Genomic DNA, 14,584 nt, shown 5'->3' on the forward strand with positions numbered 1-14,584 from the left:
TTCGGTGACGGTCCCGGCACCCACGGTTACCGGTTCGCGTCCGTGCCGTGCTCAAGAACTGATGATTACCCCGAGGTCGGGAAGGGTAGGGCGGTGCGTCGGATCCAGCACCCGGTCGGCCGCCGTCACCGCGTCGAGGTCCTCCCGCGCGGCCAGCCCGGCGATCCTCCCCGCGACGGCCGGGGCCGCGAACGAGGTCCCGCTCCAGCTCGCGTAGCCGTGGAAGTCGGCCGCCCGGCCGTTGAACTCCACGTAGCTGCTGGTCACGTCCACGCCCTGCGCGCACGCGTCCACCCACCAGCCGTAGTTGGAGAACCGCGCGCGGTCCGCGCCGTCCAGCGCCGCGACGCCGACCACCGGCCCGAGCGCGGCGGGCCAGAACGGCCGGTCGGACGCGGCGTTGCCCGCGCACGCCACCACGACCGTCCGGCGGCCGAGCGCCGCGACCGCCCGCGCCAGCACCGGGGACGGCCGGTCGTCGAAGGTGTGGCAGCCGAGCGAGAGGTTGACGACGTCCGCGCCGCCCCACGCCGCCAGCCACGTCAGCGCCCGGATCACCGCCGCCTCGTCGCCGACGCCGTCGCCGCCGATCACCCGCCGGGCCCGCAGCCGCGCGGACGGCGCGTGCCGCAGCACCACGCCCGCGATGAACGTGCCGTGCCCGGCCTGCGCGTCCAGCTCGGCGTCGAAGTCGGCGTCCAGGACCTCGGCGACCTCCTCGCGCTGCTCGCGGAACCAGTCCGCGTCCTCGTACCAGGGGTGCGGCGACAGGCCGGTGTCCAGGATCGCCACCGTGACGTCCCGCCGCCCCGGCTCGCCCTCGGGCGCCGGGACCGGGTCCGCCGGACGCGCCAGGTCGGCCGGCCCGCTCCACCAGAGCGGCTGCCCCAGCACGAGGTGGTTGGGCGCCACGCTCATCCGGCGGTGCCGCCCGTCCCCGGCCAGCTCGGCGGTGAGCTCGCACACGTCCACCTTCAGCGGCGCCCGCAGCCGCAGCCGCGTGACGCCCTCCTCGTCGTGCCGCGACTCGAACCAGCGGCGGACCCGGTCCTGCGCCAGGCCGGCGTCGTGCCCGGTGACGAGGATCTGGTCACGGCGGACCAGCGCGGGACGTCCCGGCACCGGCTCCACCACCACGGCGTCCGGGTGCCGCTCCAGCACCCGCTCCAGCCGTGCCTGCTGATCGAACATCGATCCTCGCTTTCGCTGTGTTCCCATGTGTGAGATCCCGCTCCCGCACTCATCGTGCCGGACCTGTGACACGGGGTAACGCTTGATCGCGAAAGCCGTCCGCGGGGCCGCCGCCCTTCGGCCCCTTGCGCTGCGCGGTCCCGCTCCCGCGCCCTACCCTGGACGGTCGGGAACCGTGAACGGTGCGCATCCCGTGGTCAAGGGTTCGACAAACAGCGAACTCACGGTGGTGCGACAGGTGCCGATGATGCACAATGAGGGACGCGGACGCCGTCTTGGGACGTACGAGGCCGTAGGGGAAGACGAGCCTCGGTACAGATCCAGGAGGTCCGGTGACCGCACGTGGCGTTTTTTACGTCCACTCCGCGCCACCTGCGCTGAGCCCGCATGTCGAGTGGGCCGCCGCAGGTGTTCTCGGTGTGCCCGTTTCCCTTGAATGGGCCGATCAGGCGGCGGCGCCGGGAACGCTGCGCGCCGAGCTTCATTGGGAGGGCAAGCCGGGCACCGCGGCGGGCATCACGTCCGCGCTGCGGAACTGGAAACTGCTGCGATTCGAGGCCACCGAGGATCCCACGCCAGGGTGCGACGGGGTCCGCTACAGCTTCACCCCGTCCCTCGGGGTGTTCACCGGCGTGATCGGCGCCAGCGGCGACATCATGGTCCCCGAGGACCGGCTCCGCTCGGTCATGGCGAACGCCGCCGTGGGCAAGGCGACGCTGGAGCACGAGCTCGACCGTCTCCTCGGCACCCCGTGGGACAACGAGCTCGAACCCTTCCGCCGCGCCGGCGACGGGGCACCCGTCCGCTGGCTGCACGCCGCGGTCTGACGCCGGAGGGGGAGCGCGCCCGTCCCCGCACCGTGCGCGCCCCGCACCACGTCGGCTTCACGGCGCGTGCGCCCCGCCGCTCACCAGAGCGCCGGGGCGCCGCAGTCCATGCCCGAGGGGCCCCTCCACGACGCGGAACGGCCCGGTGAGCGGAAGCTCACCGGGCCGTCCTATGCGCGTGTGTCAGATGCGCGTGTGTCAGAGCGCCCGGCGGAAGGCGACCGACACGTTGTGCCCGCCGAAGCCGAACGAGTTGTTCAGCGCCGCGGCCGGGCCGTCGGGGAGCTTGCGGGGCTCGCCGCGCGCGATGTCGAGATCGACCTCGTCGTCGATGTCGTCCAGGTTGGCGACCGGTGGCACGATCCCGTCCCGCAGCGCGAGGATCGTGAAGATCGACTCCAGTGCGCCCGCGCCGCCGAGCAGGTGCCCGGTCATCGACTTGGTCGCGGTGATGATCACCTTGCGGGCCGCCTCCTCGCCGAGCCCGGCCTTGATGGAGGCCAGTTCGGCGACGTCGCCCGCGGGGGTGGAGGTGGCGTGCGCGTTGATGTGCACGATCTCCTCGGGCGCCAGCTCGGCGTCGGCGAGGGCCCGCCGCATCGCCTTGGCCTGCCCCGCGCCGGTGGGGTCGGGCAGGACGATGTCGTAGGCGTCGCCGGAGTAGCCGCAGCCCGCGACGATGCCGTGGATGTCCGCGCCGCGCGCCCGGGCGTGCTCCTCCGACTCCAGGATCATGACGGCCGCGCCCTCGCCGAGGACGAACCCGTCACGGTTCTTGTCGTAGGGACGCGACGCGCGCTCCGGCTCGTCGTTGCGGGTGGACATGGCGCGCATGGAACCGAACGACGCCATCTGGAGGGGGTGTATGCACGACTCGGTGCCCCCGCAGATGATGACGTCGGCGCGGCCCGCGCGGATCATGTCGACGGCGTAGCCGACGGCCTCGCCGCTGGACGCGCAGGCGCTGACCAGGGCGTGCGATCCGGCCATCGCGCCGAACTCGATGCCCACGTGCCCGGACGCGCCGTTCGGCATCAGCATCGGGACCGTGAAGGGCGAGACCCGCGACCAGCCCTTCTCCTTGTACACGTCGTAGCTGTCCAGCGCCGTGTGCAGGCCGCCGATGCCGCTGGACACCACGACGCCGAGGCGCTCGCCGTCCACCGTGAAGCCGCCGTCGACACCGGCGGGCGACTCCTCCTTGCGGGACCGGCGGGTGACGGGCTTGGCGAACCCGGCGCTCGTCCACGCCTCCCGCGCGGCGATCAGCGCGATCGACTGGTTGCGGTCGAGCTTGCGCAGGAGTTGCTTCGGCATCACCTCCGAGGGGTCGACCGCGAGCGTGGCGGCGAACCGCACCGGCAGGTTCTCGACGCCCTCCCAGGTCAGCGGGCGGATGCCGGACTTGCCGGCGAGCAGGGCCGACCACGTCGACGGAAGGTCCCCGCCGAGCGGGGTCGTGGCCCCGAAACCGGTCACGACGACTGTGGTCTTGCTCGTGCTCATGCGTGCTGCTCCTTGCGAACGGGGCGGATGGGCCTGGCGCGCCGCACCGCTCGGCGGCGCGCCGTCCCCGCGGTTCAGCTCTGTAGCTTCTGGACGAAGTTGATGACGTCCTGGACCGTCTTGAGGTTGCGCAGCTCGTCGTCGGGGATCTCGACGCCGAACTGGTCCTGCGCGGACACGGCGATCTCCACCATCGACAGCGAGTCGATGTCGAGGTCGTCGATGAAGTTCTTGTCCGGGGTGACCTCGGCCTTGTCGACCCCGACGATCTCGTCGATGATCTCGGCGATGCCGGCGAGGATCTGCTCTTCGGTGGCGACTGCCATGGTGCGGGTTCTCCTTCGGTGGGTTGGTCCAGAGCTGTGCGGGCGCGGACGCGCCTACGGGATCTGGATGACTTGGGCGGCGTAGGACAGCCCCGCGCCGAACCCGACCAGCAGGGCCGGGGCGCCGGACGGCACGTCGCCGCGCTCGATCATGTGGGACAGGGCGAGCGGGATGGAGGCACCCGAGGTGTTGCCCGAGCGGATGATGTCGTCGGCGACGACGGCGTTGACCGCCTTCATCTTGCGGGCGATCGCCTCGATGATCCGCAGGTTGGCCTGGTGCGGGACGATCGCGGCGAGGTCCTCGGGGGCGATGCCGGCGCGCTCGCACGCCTCCCGCGCGATCGGCGCGATGGCGGTGGTCGCCCAGCGGAACACCGCCTGCCCCTCCTGCCGGATGAACGAGTGCCGGTCGTCAATGATGATCTTGTCGAAGCCGTCCCCGGCGCTGCCCCACACGACCGGGCCGATGCCGGGGGAGTCGCTGCCGGTCACGACCGCCGCGCCCGCGCCGTCGGCGAAGATGATGCAGGTGGAGCGGTCGGTCCAGTCGATCCACTGGGACATCTTCTCCGAGCCGATCACCAGCACGTTGCGGGCGCTGCCGGCGCGGACCGCCGAGCTCGCGGTGCCGAGCGCGTAGCAGAACCCGGCGCAGGCGGCGTTGATGTCGAACGCGCCGGGCGCCTCGATGCCGAGCCGGTGCGCGACGGCGGGCGCGTGGCCCGGCATCGGCGACTCGGCCGAGCAGGTCGCGAGTATGACCAGGTCGATGTCGGACGGGGCGAGCCCGCTGCCGGCGAGCGCCTTCGCGCCGGCCTGCACGCCGAGCTCGACGATCCCCTCGTCGTCGCCGGCGACGCGCCGCTCGGCGATGCCGACGCGGCTGCGGATCCACTCGTCGGTGGTGTCGACGGTCTTGGACAGCTCGTCGTTGGTGACGATCCGGGCGGGCTGGTAGTCGCCGAAGGCCAGGATGCGGGCGCCGGCGGTGACCTCGGGTATGCGCAGTGCGGGGGTCATGACGTGTGAGCCTCGATCAGTTCGCGGGCCTTGTCGAGCTCGGCGGGTGTCTTGAGGGCGAGCCGCTCCACGCCGTCGAGGGCGCGGCGGGCGAGGCCCGTCAGCGTCCCGGCGGGCGGCAGTTCGATGATCGCGGTGACGCCGAGCTCCCGCATCGTGTCCATGCACGCGTCCCAGCGAACGGGGGCGCTGACCTGCTCGACGAGCCGTCCGAGGAACTCCCGGCCGGACGCGACGGCGGCACCGTCCCGGTTCTGGAGCAGCGTCGTGCGCGGGTCGGCCACGGGGGCGCCCGGTGCGAGCGCGCGGAGCCGGTCGACCGCGGGGGCCATGTGCTCGGTGTGGAACGCGCCGGCGACCGACAGGGACCGCAGCCGCGCCTTGGCGGGCGGGTCCTCGGCGAACGCGGCGAGGGCCTTGACCGTCCCGGCGGCGACGACCTGGCCCGCGCCGTTGACGTTGGCGGGGGTCAGCCCGTGCTTGTCGATCGATTCGAGCACCTCGTCGGGCTCGCCGCCGAGCACGGCGGTCATGCCGGTCTCGGTGACGGCGGCGGCCTCGGCCATCGCCCGGCCCCGCTCCCGGACGAGCACCAGCGCCGCCTCGGGCGTCAGCACCCCGGCGATCGCGGCGGCCGACAGCTCGCCGACGCTGTGCCCGGCGACCACGTCCGGCTTGCCCGGCTCGTCGGCCGGGTAGAGCGTCTCGAAGGCGGCGAGCGCCGCGGCGACCAGCAGCGGCTGGGCCACGGCGGTGTCGCGGATCTCCTCGGCGTCCGCGGTCGTCCCGTAGCGGACCAGGTCGAGGCCGGTGACGGCCGACCACCAGGCCAGGCGGTCGGCGACTCCGGGTATCTCTAGCCACGGCTGGAGGAAGCCGGGGGTCTGGGCGCCCTGGCCGGGCGATGCGAGGAGGATCACGCCGACCAGCCTGCCGCTATCGCCCCCACATTCCGATGCCGATCGGCACGAACTTTGGTCATAGGGGTTTGTACGACCCCTACAAGGGCCAATGAACCTCTCTCAGCCACGTACGGGACGCTTGACGAAACGGCCGAGCACGAGGGCGATGCGCAGGGTGAAGGCGTTGCGGCCGTCGGTGGGGGCGAGGCCGGTCAGTTCGGTGACGCGACGCAGCCGGTAGCGGACGGTGTTGGGGTGGACGAACAGCAGCCGCGCCGTGGCCTCCAGCGACGATCCCTGCTCCAGGTAGGTGGTGAGGGTGTCCAGCAGCGGGGCGCCCGCGGCGAGCATCGGGTTGTAGACGTTGTCCACCAGGTGGCGGCGGGCCTCGTCGTCGCCGTCCAGGGCCCGCTCGGGCAGCAGCTCGGACGCGTGGACGGGCCGCGGCGCGTCCGGCCACCCCGCGGCGGCGCGCAGCCCCGCGACGGCGGCGTGGGCGGAGCGGGTGGAATCGTAGAGGTCGCCGACCTGCGGGCCGACGACGACCGGGCCGGGGCCGCACTTGGCCGCGATCGGCCGGGCCGCCTCCATCGGGTCGGTCTCGCCGCCGACGATCACGATGACCCGGTTCCCCTGCACGCCCGCGAGCACGTCGGCGCGCGCGCGGCGGCCCGCGATCTGCATCTGGTCGATGGTGACCTCGGGCTCCTCGTCCTCGGGGGTGAACCCGGCGATGACGGTGACGGGCTTGGACGTCCAGCCGAGGGCGGCGGCCCAGGAGTGCATGCCGTCATCGACCTCGTCGCGCAGGACGGCGTTCACGACGAGGGCCTCCAGGCGGGCGTCCCACGCGGCGCGGGTCTCGGCGGCGCGGGCGTAGACCTGGGCGGCGCCGAACGCGACGTCGCGGGTGTAGCGGAGGATGGCCTCGCGGAGCTGGGCCTCGCCGCCGGGCGCGGCCAGCTCGTCCAGCCGGGTCTCCACCACGTCGATGATCACGCGGATCATGTCGATGGTGTGCTGGAGCTTGATCGAGCGCAGCAGCTCGCGGGGGGCGGTGCCGAACACCTCGCCCGCGATCGCCGGGCGGGTCCGCTCGTCGTTCTTGAACCACTCCACGAACGCGGCGATGCCGGCCTGGGCGACCAGGCCGATCCAGGAGCGCTGGTCGGCGGGCATGCGCCTGAACCAGGGGAGCTGCTCCTCCATGCTGGTCAGGGCCGCGGTGCCGAACGTGCCCATGGCCTTCTCCAGGCGCTGGGTGGTCTGCTCGCGGATCTCGGCCTCGTTCGCGTTGTCCACGATCCCAAGGGTGCCACCACCCGGGGGATGACCTGTCCCGTAGCGGACGGCCCGCCTGCTGTCCGGCACTGTCGGTCAGTGTTCTGTAGACGGAGGGTCAGCGTGTTATGACCGTCTTGGGAAGGCCGAGCGCGATGCCGGTGAGGTTGCGCAGGGACGGCGAGCCCGGCGCGAGGTAGTCGCTGTGCCCGGCCTCGCCCGCGTCGAAGATCCGGGCGCCGAAGTCGCGGGAGACGGGGTCGGGGCCGAGCCCGAGGCCGAGGATGCGGACGTGCGGGACGTCCTCCATCCAGTCGGCGGTGCCGCGTCCGGCCCAGACGCGGGCGGTGCCGCCGAGCCGCGCGGCCGACCACGCGGTGGTGCCCGGGCTCCCGAACAGGGCGATGTCGGTGACCTGCCTCCATGCGGCCCGTCCAGGCGCGGAATCGGCGAGGGCGGCCCGCCCGCAGACCACCGAGCCGTAGCTGTGGCAGAGCAGGCCGATCCGCGCGGCGGGGTTCACGTTGCGCACGCCGCTCAGGAACGCGCGCAGCTCACGCGCGCCCTCGTCGGCCCGCTCGGCGGTGAGGACGTCGCTGCTGAACGTCTTGGGCGCGGCGTATCCGAGCCACGCGACCACCGCCAGGCCGGGACGCGGCGTCATCGCGCGGGCCTGCTCGAAGACGGCGCGCGCCCCGCCGCCCGGCGTCGACCACGGCTTGTCGCCCCGGTCGTCGAAGCCGGTCAGCGTCGTGTCGGCGCCGGGGACGAGCACCGCCACGCGGCGCGCGCGGGCGAGGTCGCCGACGACCTCGACGGCGCGCCCGCGCCCGCGCGCGTCGAAGTAGAGGAACCGCCTGCCGGGCGTGAGAAACGCGCCGAGCGTGCGCTGCCGGTGCCGGTCGCCGACGGCCTGCGCCGTCCGCAGCGCCGCCTCGATGGAGCCGCGCTCGGCGGCGTACCGGGCGTCCAGCGTGGACGGCGCCATGGCGGGGACGGGGGCGGGCGCGGCGTAGGGGTCGGCGTGTCCGGTCCCGGCCGTGGTCAGCATGAGCCCCGAGATGGTCGCGGCGCAGGCCGCGATCCTTCTGAGCCGTCGGGCGCGCGGTGGCGGCGTGTGGCGTGGCGGCGGCATCGTCCGTCTTTCTACCATCCGTGATCGTCCGGCGGGGGCGGCTGGTTCTGGAATTCAGGGGGTCGCTCGTGTGACGTCCGGAACGCGGGCGGGGTTCGGGGAGCGCGCCGGCGCGGGCCGGTCGGGGGGCGCCCCGGGACGTTCGAACCGGTGGACGAGCGCGCCGATCCCGGCCAGTACCGCCGCGAAGGCGGCCAGCCAGGGCAGCCGCTCGACGAGCCACAGCGGCCGGTCGGGGGCGGTGTGCAGCCCTGGCAACGTTCCGGCCGCCGCGAACGCGCCGACCGTCACCGCCATCATCGCGGTCTGGTGCCACAGAAAGACACTCATCGCCGAGCGGTTCGCGGCGGCGACCGCGCGGTGGTTCCGGGCGTGTCGCGTCCAGCGGGTGAGCGGGCCGTGAAGGAGCAGCGCCAGGCCCGTCTGGGCGAGCCCGAACGTGACGGCGGCGAGCGTCGGCGGGCTGAGGTTGGAGATCGCGGCGCCCGGCACCCCGACCATGCTCACCGGGTATCCCGCGCAGACGATCAGCAGCGCGGTCGCGGCGGTGCCGCCGGTGAGCAGGACGAGCCCGGCGCGGCGGCCGCGCAGCGCCCCGTCCGCCCAGGCGACGCCGAGGTGGAACGGCACGAGCCAGCCGGTCAGGACCGTGGCCCAGCCGATCCAGCCGGGGGCGCCGAGCGCGAACCGTCCGGCGTCGATCAGCCCGGTCGCCGCGACGAGCAGGATGGCGCCCCACATCCCGAGCCGCCTCCACAGCGCCGCGACCGCCGGGGCCAGCGCGGTCAGGACGACGTACACGCACAGGAACCACAGCGGGCTCACCACCAGCTTGACCAGCGTGTACAGGCTGTCCGGGGTGTATCCGGCGAGGCGGAGGACGGCGAGCGCCGGTACCCACGCGACCAGCAGCACCGGCAGCGGACGCGCCAGCCGCGCGAGCCGCCGCCGCAGCCGGACGCCCCACGGCTCGCCCCGGCGCAGGCCCTTCGCCGCCGAGTACCCGCCGACCAGGAAGAACACCGCGAGCGTCTGGAGCACCCAGGAGATCGGCACGAGCCCGGGCATCGCGGCGAGCGGGCTGGCCACCCGGACGTCGCCGGTACCGCCGGGCATGACGAACGCCGTGACCAGCCAGTGCCCGAGCACGACCCCGAGGATCGCGAACGCCCGCAACGCGTCGACCGCCCGGTCACGCATGGGTGACTTCCTGGTCGCGGCCGAGAGCGATCAGCGCGAGGTTGGCCAGCGCGCGCGAGCCGGGCTTCAGGTAGCCGCTGTGCGGGCCGCTCCCGGCGTCGAAGATCTGGGCGCCGAAGTCCCGGGAGACCGGGTCGGCGCCGAAGCCGACTCCGAGGAACCGGACGTTCGGGACGTAGCCCATCCAGTCGCCGTGGGCGCGTCCGGCCCAGACGTGGGCGGGCGTCCCGAGGTCGGACGCGTCGCGCTTGGTCGTCCCGGGGCTGCCGAACAGGGCGATCTCGTCCACCGGCAGTGACGCGAGGGGGTGCGCGGCCTTGGCGCACACCACTGACCCGTAGCTGTGGCAGAGCAGGGCGAACCGGGCGTGCGCGTTCGTCCGGTGGAGGTCGCCGACGAGCCGTCGAAGGCCGCGCGCGCCGTCCCCGGCCCTTGAGGCGGTGAGCACGCCCGGGCCCAGCGTGGACGGCGTGTCGTAGCCGAGCCAGGCGATCACCGCGAGCCGCGCCCCGGCGCCGCCCGCCCGGTCGTACAGCGCGCGGCTGCCGCCGCCGACGAACTTGCCGGAGTCGTAGGAGGTCAGGGTGCTGTCCGCGCCGGGCACCACGACCGCGACCCGGTCGGCGTGGACGAGGTCGCCGATGACCTCGACCGCCCGTCCGTGCCCGCGCGCGTCGAACGACAGGAACCGCCGTCCGGGCGAGAGGAACGCCGAGAGCGCCTTGACGCGCCCGCCGTCGCCCACCCGCCGCGCGGTGTCCCGCGCGCGGACGATCTCCCGGCTTGTCGCCTCGAAGCGGGCGTGGAGAGTGGCCGGCGAGAGCCCGGGAAGCGGCCCCGGCGCGCCGTAGGGGTCGGGACGTCCCGTCGCGGCGGTGGTCGAGCCGATCACCGCCAGCACCACCACGGCGGCGACGGTGCGGCGGATGCGGCTGCGCATGGGACGTCCTTCCTGGTCGGGTCATGTGGGGAACCACTGACCAGAAAGGTAGAAATCGGGCGCTGTAGAGCGGATCAACCGGCGGTGCCGTCCTGCGCCGTCGCCCCCCGGTACTACCGGCACCCCGCCAGGTATCAGACGCGTCCGCCGCGAGGGCTAGGACGCCCTCCGCAGCGACCTCAGCCGTCACGCGGGCGCGTAGCTGAGCGGTGGGGCCGACGCCGGAGGCGAGGCCCCACCGCGAAGATCGCGAAGCGATCCGCGCCCGCACAGGATCGGTCAGTGTGCGAGCCGCCAGGCGAGCACGCTGGGCCGAGATTGCAATGAACACTGACTAGTCGCCGGGGCGCACCAGGCCGATCTCGTAGGCGTAGACGATCGCCTGCGGCCGGTCCCGGAGGCCGAGCTTCATCAGGATCCGCCCGAAATGGGTCTTGACGGTCTGCTCCGCGACGACCAGCTCCGCCGCGATCTCGCCGTTGGACAGGCCGCGCGCCACCAGCGCGAGCACCTCGGTCTCCCGCTCGGTCAGCTCGTCCAGCCGCTTGCGGGACGGCGCGCGCGGCGCCCCCAGCCGGGAGAACTCGGCGATCAGCCGCCGGGTGATCGACGGGGACAGCAGCGCGTCGCCCGCCGCGACCACCCGCACCGCCTCGGCCAGCTCGGACGCGGAGGCGTCCTTCAGCAGGAACCCGCTGGCCCCGGCCCGCAGCGCCTCGTAGACGTAGTCGTCGAGGTCGAACGTGGTGAGCATGAGGATCTTCGGGGCGTCCTCGGCCGCGTTGGCCAGCAGCCGCCGGGTGGCCTCCAGCCCGTCCATCACCGGCATCCGGACGTCCATCAGCACCACGTCGGGACGCAGCTCGGCCACCCGCGCCAGCCCCTCCTCGCCGTTGACGGCCTCGCCGACGACCTCGATGTCGGGCTGGGCGTTCAGCAGCACCCCGAACCCGGTGCGCACCATGCCCTGGTCGTCGACGATCACCACGCGCACGCTCATGCGGCGTCCTTCGCGTTCACCGGCAGGGTGGCGGTCACGGCGAATCCTCCCTCGGACGTCGGACGGGCGGTCAGCTCCCCACCCAGTGTGGCGGCCCGCTCCCGCATCCCGACCAGCCCGTGCCCGCCGCCGGGCGGGGACGGGGTCGGCACATGGCCCTCACCGGGAGGGCCGTTGACGACGCCGAGCCACACCACGCCGTCGTCCCGGACGACCTCGACCTCCACCCGCGACCCCGGCGCGTGCCGCATGGCGTTGCTCAGCGCCTCCTGCAAGATCCGGTACGCGCTGAGGCCGACGCCCTGCGGGAGCCCGGTGAGGTCGCCGTCCAGCCGCGCCGACACCCGCAGTCCGGCGGCGCGCGCGTTGCCGAGCAGCTCCTCCAGCCGCTCCAGGCTCGGCTGCGGCGCGGTCTCGGCGCCGTCCTCCGAACGCAGCACGCCGAGAATTCGCCGCAGCTCGGTCAGCGCGTCCAGCGCGGTCGCGCGGATCTCGGCGAGGTCGCGGCGCGTCTCGTCCGGCACCGAGTCGACCTTGTAGGGGGCCGCCTCCGCCTGGATCGCGATCATCGACATGTGGTGCGCGACGACGTCGTGCAGCTCCCGCGCGATGCGCTGCCGCTCGGTCAGCACCGCCTCGGCGTCGGCGTGCCGCCGCTCCTGCTCGGCCAGCTCGCGGCGCGCCGTCCGCCGGACCCGGACGGCGTACCCGGCGATCAGCGGCAGCAGGAGCAGCACCGACGCGCCCGCCCCGGTCTGCGGATCCTTGATCCAGACGCCGGTGAACGACAGGATCCCGACGCCGAGCGTGATGTCCCGCGGGCAGCGCTCGGCGACCGTGTACAGCGTCACGATCCCGGCGAACACCCCCGCCGGGACGTAGGGGACGGTCAGCCAGTCGCTGACGTCCACCAGCGCCATCGACACGAAGCTCAGCCGCCACGCGCCGAGCGGATACCGCTCGCGCAGCGCCAGGGGGGCGGTCACCGCGAGCGCGACGAAGAACTTCGTGCCGCCCGAGACGTCCAGGCCCCGCCGCGTCGTCTCCGTCGTGAGCAGCGACACGGTTCCGGCGATCAGCCCGACCGTCAGCATGAGCCCGAACAGGTTCGCCACGACGCCGTAGGGCAGCCGTCCGACGCCGATGAAGCGCGTCCAGCGCAGCAGCAGCGGCCAGGGGCGGTTCAGCGGCGCCGGGTCGGCCTTGCCGGTCACGGTGGCGGCGAGGATCCCGTCCCGCAGCACTTGCCGCAGCAGGTGGGTGTTCTCGCTGGACATGAGCCCCAGGCTAGAGAATCGGGGCACCCGCCGGATGACACCGCGGTGCCACCCGCCGTCATACCTGGGTACGGTCGGGGCGTGGAGCCCGTCGAAGCCCTGCGCCGCATCGCCTTCCTGCTGGAACGCGCACACGAGCCGACCTTCCGTGTGCGCGCGTTCCGCTCGGCCGCCGATCTCGTGGAGCGCACGCCCCCGGACGACCTCGCCGCCCGCGCCCGCGAGGGCACGCTGACGGCCCTGCCCGGCATCGGCAAGGTCACCGCCCTGGTGATCGAGGAGGCGCTGCGCGGCGAGACCCCGATCTACCTGCGCCGCCTGGAGGCGACCGAGGGCGAGCCGCCGGACGAGGCCGCCGCCGCGCTCCGCCAGGCCCTACGGGGTGACCTGCATGTGCACAGCGACTGGTCGGACGGCGGGTCCCCGATCCGGGAGATGGCCGAGACCGCCCGCTCCCTCGGCCACGGGTACATCGCGCTCACCGACCACTCGCCGCGCCTCAAGGTCGCGAACGGCCTGTCGGCCGACCGGCTCCGCCGCCAGCTCGACGTCGTCGCCGAGCTGAACGAGGAGCTGGCGCCCTTTCGCATCCTGACCGGTATCGAGGTCGACATCCTGGAGGACGGCGCCCTCGACCAGGAGCCCGACCTCCTCGACCGGCTCGACGTCGTCGTCGCCAGCGTCCACTCGAAGCTCCGGATGGACCGTGTCGCGATGACCAAGCGCATGGTCGCCGCGATCGCGAACCCGCGCGTGAACGTCCTCGGGCACTGCACCGGACGGATCGTCAAGGCGGGCGGCAAGCGCGGCGGCCTGCGCCCCGAGTCGGAGTTCGACGCCGCGCTCGTCTTCGACGCCTGCGCCGCCTACGACGTCGCCGTGGAGATCAACTCCCGTCCCGAGCGCCTCGACCCGCCCAAGCGCCTGCTGCGCCTCGCCGTCGAGGCGGGCTGCCGCTTCGCGATCGACTCCGACGCGCACGCCCCCGGCCAGCTCGACTGGCAGCCCCACGGCTGCGACCGCGCCGCCCGCTGCGCCGTCCCCGCCGACCGGGTGGTCAACACCCTGCCGGCCGCCGACCTCCTCGCCTGGACGGCCCGCTAGCCGGGAAATGTCGGAGGGGGCGCGTACGGTCGGCGCGTGAACCGCACCGACCGCTTGTACGCCCTGGTGGAGGAGCTGCGGGCCCGCGCGCCGCGCCGGGTCAGCGCCCGGGAGCTGGCCGCCCGCTACGAGGTGAGCGTCCGCACCATCGAGCGCGACATCGGCGCGCTCCAGCAGGCCGGTGTGCCGATCTTCGCTGACGTGGGCCGGGGCGGCGGCTACACCCTCGACAAGAGCCGCACGCTGCCCCCGCTCAACTTCACCCCCGCCGAGGCCGTCGCGATCGCGATCACGCTCGCCCGCGCCGACGGGTCCCCCTACTCCCGTGCCGCCCGCACCGCCCTCCACAAGATCGTCACCGCCATGTCGGACGGTGACGGCGCCTCGGCCCGCGAACTGGCCGACCGCATCCGCTTCCTTACCCCGCCCGACGTCGACGAGCCGGCCTCGGTCCCGGCCGTCCTGGAGGAGGCCGTCTCGGCGCGCCGCGTCGTCCGGCTCGGCTACGTCGACGGCGGCGGCACCGAGTCCGAGCGCGACGTCGAACCCGTCGCGTTCACCGGCGCGTCCCGCCGCTGGTACTACTTCGGCTGGTGCCGCCTGCGCGGCGACTACCGCGCGTTCCGCATCGACCGCGTCCGCCGCGCCGCCCTGCTCGACGAGCCCGCACCCGAACGCCGCTTCGAGGACCTGCATTCCGGCCCGCCCGACTACGTCGTCCGCCGCCTCGAATTCGTCTGATCGGTAACGGCGTTGTCAACCCCCCAGTTTCTGGGGCTGTCGCCCTCCCGCGGCCACCGCGCATAGTCATGGAAAGCCCGAGACCGGGGGACGGTCAAGATCACTTCACCGGTGCTCACTCGGGCCGATGT

The 14,584-nt window shown here is 73.7% G+C and carries 14 protein-coding genes; 3 read left to right on the forward strand and 11 right to left on the reverse strand.

The window, feature by feature from the left end:
* Nucleotides 1–51: 51 nt before the first annotated feature.
* The gene (locus tag K2F47_RS20445; RefSeq protein ID WP_242906195.1) at nt 52–1,191 is read right to left on the reverse strand and encodes a S8 family peptidase; all 1,140 of its coding nucleotides are present in this window, start codon (nt 1,189–1,191) and stop codon (nt 52–54) included.
* Between the two features lie 332 nt (nt 1,192–1,523).
* Here K2F47_RS20445 and K2F47_RS20450 point away from each other — a divergent pair, with 332 nt between their 5' ends.
* Entirely contained in the window at nt 1,524–2,018 is a 495-nt protein-coding gene (locus K2F47_RS20450) for a DUF3145 domain-containing protein (RefSeq protein ID WP_214618695.1), read from the forward strand.
* A gap of 198 nt (nt 2,019–2,216) precedes the next feature.
* Here K2F47_RS20450 and K2F47_RS20455 read toward each other — a convergent pair whose 3' ends face one another.
* From K2F47_RS20455 to K2F47_RS20500, 10 genes are all read right to left on the reverse strand, one after another.
* Entirely contained in the window at nt 2,217–3,524 is a 1,308-nt protein-coding gene (locus tag K2F47_RS20455) for a beta-ketoacyl-[acyl-carrier-protein] synthase family protein (protein WP_242906196.1), read from the reverse strand.
* 74 nt (nt 3,525–3,598) lie between these two features.
* Entirely contained in the window at nt 3,599–3,850 is a 252-nt protein-coding gene (locus tag K2F47_RS20460) for an acyl carrier protein (protein WP_156214943.1), read from the reverse strand.
* Between the two features lie 54 nt (nt 3,851–3,904).
* Nucleotides 3,905–4,873: a beta-ketoacyl-ACP synthase III gene (locus K2F47_RS20465; protein WP_242906197.1), complete on the reverse strand. Its 969-nt coding sequence runs from the start codon at nt 4,871–4,873 to the stop codon at nt 3,905–3,907.
* Nucleotides 4,870–5,793: an ACP S-malonyltransferase gene (locus K2F47_RS20470; protein WP_242906200.1), complete on the reverse strand. Its 924-nt coding sequence runs from the start codon at nt 5,791–5,793 to the stop codon at nt 4,870–4,872. Before K2F47_RS20470 ends, K2F47_RS20465 begins: the two co-directional genes overlap by 4 nt.
* Nucleotides 5,794–5,895: 102 nt before the next feature.
* Nucleotides 5,896–7,077 carry a PucR family transcriptional regulator gene (locus tag K2F47_RS20475; protein ID WP_242906203.1) on the reverse strand — a complete coding sequence of 394 codons (1,182 nt, stop codon included), beginning with the start codon at nt 7,075–7,077 and terminating at the stop codon, nt 5,896–5,898.
* Nucleotides 7,078–7,174: 97 nt separating this feature from the next.
* Nucleotides 7,175–8,191 (reverse strand): alpha/beta hydrolase, encoded by a 1,017-nt coding sequence (locus tag K2F47_RS20480; RefSeq protein WP_242906205.1) that lies wholly within the window; start codon nt 8,189–8,191, stop codon nt 7,175–7,177.
* 54 nt (nt 8,192–8,245) lie between these two features.
* Complete coding sequence (locus K2F47_RS20485) at nt 8,246–9,391, reverse strand: acyltransferase family protein (RefSeq protein ID WP_242906206.1); 1,146 nt, start codon at nt 9,389–9,391, stop codon at nt 8,246–8,248.
* Nucleotides 9,384–10,331, reverse strand: a complete 948-nt coding sequence (locus tag K2F47_RS20490) for an alpha/beta hydrolase (RefSeq protein WP_242906208.1) — start codon at nt 10,329–10,331, stop codon at nt 9,384–9,386. The genes K2F47_RS20485 and K2F47_RS20490 overlap by 8 nt, the downstream gene beginning before the upstream one ends.
* 334 nt (nt 10,332–10,665) lie before the next feature.
* Nucleotides 10,666–11,331 carry a response regulator gene (locus K2F47_RS20495; RefSeq protein WP_242906209.1) on the reverse strand — a complete coding sequence of 222 codons (666 nt, stop codon included), beginning with the start codon at nt 11,329–11,331 and terminating at the stop codon, nt 10,666–10,668.
* The gene (locus tag K2F47_RS20500; RefSeq protein WP_242906210.1) at nt 11,328–12,608 is read right to left on the reverse strand and encodes a sensor histidine kinase; all 1,281 of its coding nucleotides are present in this window, start codon (nt 12,606–12,608) and stop codon (nt 11,328–11,330) included. The genes K2F47_RS20495 and K2F47_RS20500 overlap by 4 nt, the downstream gene beginning before the upstream one ends.
* Before the next feature lie 81 nt (nt 12,609–12,689).
* On the opposite strand from K2F47_RS20500, the gene K2F47_RS20505 reads away from it, so the two are divergent.
* Together K2F47_RS20505 and K2F47_RS20510 are read left to right on the forward strand one after the other, a co-directional pair.
* Nucleotides 12,690–13,712 (forward strand): PHP domain-containing protein, encoded by a 1,023-nt coding sequence (locus tag K2F47_RS20505; protein WP_242906211.1) that lies wholly within the window; start codon nt 12,690–12,692, stop codon nt 13,710–13,712.
* 36 nt (nt 13,713–13,748) lie between these two features.
* A complete protein-coding gene (locus K2F47_RS20510; RefSeq protein ID WP_242906212.1) occupies nt 13,749–14,453 on the forward strand; it encodes a helix-turn-helix transcriptional regulator in 705 nt (234 codons plus the stop codon).
* Nucleotides 14,454–14,584: the final 131 nt, after the last annotated feature.

The organism is Actinomadura terrae (assembly GCF_022751215.1).
Classification (GTDB): Bacteria; Actinomycetota; Actinomycetes; order Streptosporangiales; family Streptosporangiaceae; genus Spirillospora; species Spirillospora terrae.

Coding starts and splice junctions, on each gene's coding strand:
- K2F47_RS20495 (WP_242906209.1), bottom strand. CDS start 11,331: ATGAGCGTGCGCGTGGTGATCGTCGACGACCAGGGCATGGTGCGCACC.
- K2F47_RS20480 (WP_242906205.1), bottom strand. CDS start 8,191: ATGCCGCCGCCACGCCACACGCCGCCACCGCGCGCCCGACGGCTCAGA.
- K2F47_RS20460 (WP_156214943.1), bottom strand. CDS start 3,850: ATGGCAGTCGCCACCGAAGAGCAGATCCTCGCCGGCATCGCCGAGATC.
- K2F47_RS20455 (WP_242906196.1), bottom strand. CDS start 3,524: ATGAGCACGAGCAAGACCACAGTCGTCGTGACCGGTTTCGGGGCCACG.
- K2F47_RS20500 (WP_242906210.1), bottom strand. CDS start 12,608: ATGTCCAGCGAGAACACCCACCTGCTGCGGCAAGTGCTGCGGGACGGG.
- K2F47_RS20485 (WP_242906206.1), bottom strand. CDS start 9,391: ATGCGTGACCGGGCGGTCGACGCGTTGCGGGCGTTCGCGATCCTCGGG.
- K2F47_RS20445 (WP_242906195.1), bottom strand. CDS start 1,191: ATGTTCGATCAGCAGGCACGGCTGGAGCGGGTGCTGGAGCGGCACCCG.
- K2F47_RS20490 (WP_242906208.1), bottom strand. CDS start 10,331: ATGCGCAGCCGCATCCGCCGCACCGTCGCCGCCGTGGTGGTGCTGGCG.
- K2F47_RS20465 (WP_242906197.1), bottom strand. CDS start 4,873: ATGACCCCCGCACTGCGCATACCCGAGGTCACCGCCGGCGCCCGCATC.